Consider the following 6,000-nt stretch of genomic DNA (forward strand, 5'->3'; position numbering starts at 1 on the left):
TGCTTCCTTGCGTGCAGTTGCCCCTTTAGCGCACAAGAACTTTGACGTTCGATGTTCGGAGGCGTCGAGCAGGATCCGCTGATGCCGGTTCGGCGCAGCGAATGCCTTCGAGCGTGGCAGGAAACAGCCGAAAATGATCATCTGGAGCCGCGAAACGAGCCCTCGCGGTGCCGCCGTTTTCGGAGCTTAGGCACCTTCCCAGGTGAGAGGGCCGCTGTGCTTGCCGTCACGTAGAGCAGCTCTGAACTGAGGATCATATTCAATGTTTCACGTGAAACATGCGTACGTTTTTACCTGTTCGCCACGTATAACTCTCGTGGTCGCGACTATTCTTTATAAAGATAGCTTAAAGTCGTTGCACTAATAATATCAGGTAATATAATTAGCACTGCAAGTAAAAGGGGAACGAGAACGGGGAACTTGCAGTCCGGGGCGCTTTGAAGGGGGATTCTTCGACGCGCGCACCCCTCCGCATCTCCGACCCCTCCATGCAGAGTGAGGCAAAAGGAGGAGAGATGTCACTAAAGATGAGCCGCCGAGGCTTCGTGAAGGCTTCGGCCGTCGCGACCGCTTCGACGCTGCTGCTCGGCGCGTCGGCCACCGCCGCCGCGGCCGACGAGGCAGCGGCCACCAGCACCTCGTCCGACGACGTGAAGATCATCCCCAGCGCGTGCCGCCAGTGCTACGGCCGCTGCGCGTTGTTCGGGCACGTCAAGGACGGGCGCCTCGTGAAGATCGAGGGCAACCCCGACCTGTTCAGCGAGGGCACGCTGTGCGGGCGCTGCTTCGCCATCCCGCAGGAGCTGTACAACCCGCTGCGCGTGCGCTACCCGCAGAAGCGCGTGGGCGAGAAGGGCTCCGGCCAGTGGAAGCGCATCACGTGGGAAGAGGCCTACGAGGAAGCGCGCGACCGCTTCACCAAGATCGGCGAGGAACACGGCTGGCACACCATCGCGCACCAGTACGGCACGGGCCGCGACATGCTGCAGTTCCAGGCCATCAACAAGCTGTGGCTTGAGCTGGGCTCCACGGCCACGTTCGGCGTGGGCAACCTGTGCTGGGTGGGTTCGTACTTCTCCAGCCAGCGTTTGTACGGCGACGAGACGCAGTACACCGGCTGGGACGGCAACAACACCGACTGCATCCTCATCTGGTGCCGCCAGGAGCGCAGCCGCGGCTACTACGACTGGCTCACCGTCAAGCGCGCGCAGGAGCGCGGCGCGAAGGTCATCTGCGTCGACCCCCGCTTCACCTGCACGGCTTCCAAGGCCGACATCTGGCTGCCCATTCGCCCCGGCTCCGACATGGCGCTGGTGCTGGCTTTCATCAACGAGATCGTCCACTCTGACAAGTGCGCAACCGAATTCGCGCGCATGTACACGAACGCCCCGTTCTTCATCGACGAGAAGGACGCCGACGGCAACGGCACGGGCTACCAGCTGCGCGAGTCGTACCTCAAGGAGGACGGCAACGAAGAGCTGTACGCCGCGTGGGACGAGAACAGCGACCAGCTGATCTTCTGGTCCGGCGACTGGCAGAACGCGAAGGGCGTGGGCGGCCCGAAGGCCTTCCAGTGGCTCGACGCCGAGGGCAACATCGTGGCCGACGCGAAGCCCGCGCTGTCCGGCAGCCATGAGATCAACGGCAAGACGTACCGTACCAGCTGGGACATCCTGGTGGAGCACGTCACCCCGTGGACCATCCAGCGCGCCGCCGAGTTCTGCGAGCTTCCCGAGGGCAAGATCAAGGAAGCCATCGACGCCTACATCGACGCCAGCCCGCACGCGTGCTTCACGCGCGGCCAGAAGGTGGAGTTCTCCATCAACACGTCCGGCATCTCGCAGGCGTTCACCATCATGATGGCGCTGGCCGGCAACTTCGACTCGAAGGGCGGCCAGAACATCGGCCGCGAGCCCGCCACCGGCTACGACTCCTTCATGTTCGACGTCGTGCCGAACAAGGAAGGCCGCATGGGGCAGCGCCGCAAGGAAACGGCCATGAACATCAAGAAGCTTTCCGTGTGCCAGAACACCGGCTACCAGGACATCCTCGTGGCCGACGACGCCACCGGCGAGTTGAAGACCACGAAGCAGAACTCCGGCGGCCAGGTCATCTACGGCCAGCAGGGCGGCTTCGGCGCGGCCACGACGAAGGCCATGGCGAAGGGCGATCCGTTCCAGATCTACGGTTACTGGCAGCAGACGTCCGAGCCCATCCTCTCCATCGAGGGCGGCCATGAGATCGTCGAAGGCTTCAAGAACCTGGACTTCTTCGTGAACGTGGACCTGTACATGACGCCGTCGGGCGAGCTGGCCGACATCATCCTGCCGGCCGCGCATCCCAACGAAGTGGACCGCGTCGAGTGGGCGCACTCCGGCCACGGCTATCCGACCAGCCACACGTACCTTATCCGCCAGCCGTTCCACGAGCCGCTGGGCGAGTGCCGCGACGACATGGACATCTGCTTCGAGTTCGCCGAATACATGGGCGTGGACATGTACTGGAAGGACAAGTACGAGTTCTTCGACTACATGGTGAAGGGTCCCGAGACGCTTCCGCCGCAGCTGAGCTGCGCGAACTTCGAAGAGTTCCGCGAGCGCATCAGCGTGACCGGCGTGGAGATGGCCACCGTGAAGAACGCGCCGAAATACGAGACGGGCTTCATGCGCAAGACCAGCGACTTCCGCCCCGGCTTCAACACCATGTACCGCGGCAACAAAATGGGGACGGTCTACCGCTTCCCCGGCGCGAAGACGCCGGACGGCAAGGAGATCCCGCCGCATCCGCAGTCCGACAACGGCAAGATGGAGCTGTGGAGCGAAGACCTGCTGCTGTACGGAAACGGCGCTCTGCCCATGTACATCGAGCCCCCGATCACGAAGCTGTCGCGTCCCGATTTGCTGGACGAGTACCCGTACACGCTGATCACGGGCGGCCGCAGCCACGCGTTCTTCCACACCGAGTACCGCAACAGCCCGTGGATGCGCGAGGTGCACATGTTCCCGACGATGGACATCAACCCCGCCACCGCCGCCGAGCACGGCATCGAGCAGGACGACTGGGTGTACATCGAGACGTACGTCGACCGCATCAAGCAGCGCGCGAACCTCACCGAGGCCATCAAGCCGGGCATGATCCATGTCGAGCACGACTGGTGGTTCCCCGAGCGCGAGGCCACCGACGACCTGCACGGCGCGTTCGACAGCAACTGCAACGTGCTGTTCGAGAACAACGGCCCGTACGATCCCGCCGTGGGCACCGACAACTACGGCGGCCTGTGCAAGGTGTACAAGGCCGACGACGGCGCGCCGAAGAACATCTGCATGAACTCGGAAGACCTCAAGATATTCCTGCCGCTGACCGCCGACCAGCTGGCCGCCGACGACCAGCAGAACGGCGTCACGCAGGTGACGAAGGGGGGTGCGAAGTAACATGACCCGCAACATTATCGACATCGATCTGGACAGCTGCATCGGCTGCCACTCCTGCGCCGTCGTGTGCAAGCAGGAGAACAACGTGGGGCTGGGCACGTTCTACAACAAGGTGCTGACGGTGGGCCCTTCGGGAACCTATCCCGACCTGGAGATGTACTACCTGCCCGTGTCGTGCCAGCATTGCGACAACCCGGAATGCGTCAGCGTGTGCCCCACCGGCGCCAGCTACAAGCGCGACGACGGCGTGGTGCTGGTGGATCACAGCAAGTGCATCGGCTGCCAGTACTGCGTCATGGCCTGCCCCTACGGCGTGCGCGCGTACGACACCAGCAAGGACAAGGGCGTTATCGAAAAGTGCACGATGTGCGCGCACCTCATCGACAAGGGCGAGAAGCCGGCGTGCGTGAAGCACTGCCCGGGCCAGGCCCGCAAGTTCGGCGACCTGGACGACCCCCAGTCCGATGTGTCGAAGCTGCGCGCCGCAAAGAAGACGTACAAGCTGAAGGACGTGGGGAACCATCCGGGCGTGGACTACGCCATGGACAAGTGCGCCTGGAAGGGAGATGAGTAACCATGGAAATCCAGTGGCCACTTCTGATTTTCAGCGTGCTGTTGGGTGTCACCTCGGGCTCGTTCGTGTTCCTGGCCGTGGGCGAGCTGCGCGGCAAGTTCCGCGAAGTGCGGTTCTCGGGCGCGCTGATCGCGCTCATCTGCCTGGCCGTGGGCGGCTGCGTGTCGGTGCTGCACATGGGGCACCCGGAGCGCGCGACGCATTTGCTGGGCAACCTGGGATCCGGGCTGTCGAAGGAGCTGTTCGTCGTCGCCATCATGGGCATCATCGCGTTGGTGTACCTGGTGCTGGCGAAGAAGGACTACCCTGGCGTGTCGAAGGTGTTCGGCGTGCTGGGAGGCATCGTGGGCCTGGTGCTGCCGTTCGTGGCGGGGTCGTCGTACCTGATCGCGGCTCGTCCTGCGTGGGATAGCATCGCGCTTCCCCTGATGTTCTTGGGCGCCGGCCTGGCTTTGGGCATGACGCTGATGGCCGGCCTTGTGCTGCTGCGCGGCAAGGCCGCCGAAGAGGGCGGCTTCGCGCTGAAGCTGGCGCTGGCGGGCGTCGTCATCATGGCGGTGACCACGGTGGCGTACGTGGTGTGGATCGCCATCGCTCCGTACCAGGCGCCGACGCGTTCCATCGATCGTCTGATCTCGGGCGATTTGGCCGTGATGTTCTGGGCGGGCGTCGTGGTGATCGGCATCGTGGTCCCGGTTGCGCTGGCCGTGCTGGCCTGTGTGCAGGCGACGAAGGGAGCGGGCGGCACCGGTTCGGTCGCGCCGAAGCAGCTGGCCATGTACCTGCTCGGAGCGTGCGCCTGCACCGCCATCGGCGCCATCGTGATCCGCATCATCATGTACGCCGTGGGCACCAGTGTGGAGCAGTTCATCTACCACTGATACAGTTAGGGGCGCGCCGCCTGGCGCGGCGCGCCCCCCTCATCCGCCTTCCCCCGTGCCTGAACGCTGCAACCCCCTCCGCAGCGTTCAGGTACGAAGGACGGCCGACGAGATCAGACATCAAAACCCAAGGAGGGCAATCATGATCGAAACCATGCCTGCTGAGCTCGCTGAGAACCTTATAGACTTCTGCGAGAACCGCAGCCGCGTGTACGCACTGCTGTCTCGCTGCTACGAGACCGAGATCGACGCCGCGTTCGCCGAGGCGCTGGCAGGGGAGGCCGCGCTGGCCTCCGACGACGCCGGCCTGGCCGCCGGGTTCGCCGCGCTGCAGGCCGACCTTGCCGGCTGCGACGAGGACGCGCTGGAGCAGCTGGCGGTCGTGTTCGACCGCGCGTTCTTCGGCATGGGCCCGCGCACTGCGCAGAAGGCCTTCCCGTACGAGTCGGTGTACACGAGCGAGGGCGGCCTCATGATGCAGGACGCCTACGCGGAAGTGCTGCATGTGTACCGCGGCGCGGGCTTCGCGAAGAACCCCGGTTTCAAGGAGCCGGAGGACCACCTGGCCGTCGAGCTGGCCTTCATGGCGCTGCTGTGCGGGCGCGCCGTGGAGGCGCTGCGCGCAGGCGACGAGGCGGGGGCCGAGCGCCAGCTGCGCGCCCAGCGGGAGTTCCTGAGCGACCATCTGCTGAACTGGATCGACCGCTTCACGTCCGATGTGCGCAAGGCTGCCGAAGACGGTTTCTATTTCGACTTGGCGACGTTCACCGAAGACTTCCTGACCGCCGACGCGGCCGAGCTTGCCGAAGTGCTGGGGTAGCAGCATGCGATCGTGGCACAAATTTTCGGTTTGGGCATGGTGGAAGGCGGGCGGGAAACAGCGACCAGGCATTACGTAAATGCATGGTTTGCTATTCGCCAAAAAGTAGAAGGAATTTGCGCCCAAACCGTGTATTTGTGCCAGATTCGGCCGACCTGACCGACGGCTGAAGCGTTTCACGTGAAACATCGAGTTTGTTGTTGAGGGGATGATGAGTGTGGAGACGATTTCCCGACGCGGGTTCCTCGCCGCGGGGGCCGTGGGCGCGGCGATGGTGGGCGTCGGCGGGTTCGG

Annotated in this window: 5 protein-coding genes; all 5 read left to right on the top strand. The window is 64.0% G+C overall.

Going from position 1 to position 6,000, the window contains the following annotated elements; translation table 11 throughout:
- Nucleotides 1-515: 515 nt before the first annotated feature.
- Nucleotides 516-3,431 (top strand): molybdopterin-dependent oxidoreductase, encoded by a 2,916-nt coding sequence (locus HMPREF1023_RS07940; RefSeq protein ID WP_009305695.1) that lies wholly within the window; start codon nt 516-518, stop codon nt 3,429-3,431.
- A gap of 1 nt (nt 3,432) precedes the next feature.
- Nucleotides 3,433-4,005: a 4Fe-4S dicluster domain-containing protein gene (locus tag HMPREF1023_RS07945; RefSeq protein WP_009305696.1), complete on the top strand. Its 573-nt coding sequence runs from the start codon at nt 3,433-3,435 to the stop codon at nt 4,003-4,005.
- Between the two features lie 2 nt (nt 4,006-4,007).
- A complete protein-coding gene (locus HMPREF1023_RS07950; protein WP_009305697.1) occupies nt 4,008-4,886 on the top strand; it encodes a DmsC/YnfH family molybdoenzyme membrane anchor subunit in 879 nt (292 codons plus the stop codon).
- Nucleotides 4,887-5,028: 142 nt separating this feature from the next.
- Nucleotides 5,029-5,706, top strand: coding sequence for a molecular chaperone (locus HMPREF1023_RS07955; RefSeq protein WP_009305698.1), 678 nt, complete (start codon nt 5,029-5,031; stop codon nt 5,704-5,706).
- A gap of 211 nt (nt 5,707-5,917) precedes the next feature.
- On the top strand, nt 5,918-6,000 hold an 83-nt coding region (locus HMPREF1023_RS16185), incomplete at its 3' end, for a twin-arginine translocation signal domain-containing protein (RefSeq protein ID WP_369707143.1).

Origin of the sequence: Eggerthella sp. 1_3_56FAA (assembly GCF_000185625.1) — a bacterium.
In the GTDB taxonomy this organism is placed as follows: Bacteria; Actinomycetota; Coriobacteriia; order Coriobacteriales; family Eggerthellaceae; genus Eggerthella; species Eggerthella lenta.

What these genes read in the sequence shown, in the direction of transcription:
- HMPREF1023_RS07940 (WP_009305695.1), top strand. Translation starts at nt 516, where the DNA reads ATGTCACTAAAGATGAGCCGCCGAGGCTTCGTGAAGGCTTCGGCCGTC.
- HMPREF1023_RS07945 (WP_009305696.1), top strand. Translation starts at nt 3,433, where the DNA reads ATGACCCGCAACATTATCGACATCGATCTGGACAGCTGCATCGGCTGC.
- HMPREF1023_RS07950 (WP_009305697.1), top strand. Translation starts at nt 4,008, where the DNA reads ATGGAAATCCAGTGGCCACTTCTGATTTTCAGCGTGCTGTTGGGTGTC.
- HMPREF1023_RS07955 (WP_009305698.1), top strand. Translation starts at nt 5,029, where the DNA reads ATGATCGAAACCATGCCTGCTGAGCTCGCTGAGAACCTTATAGACTTC.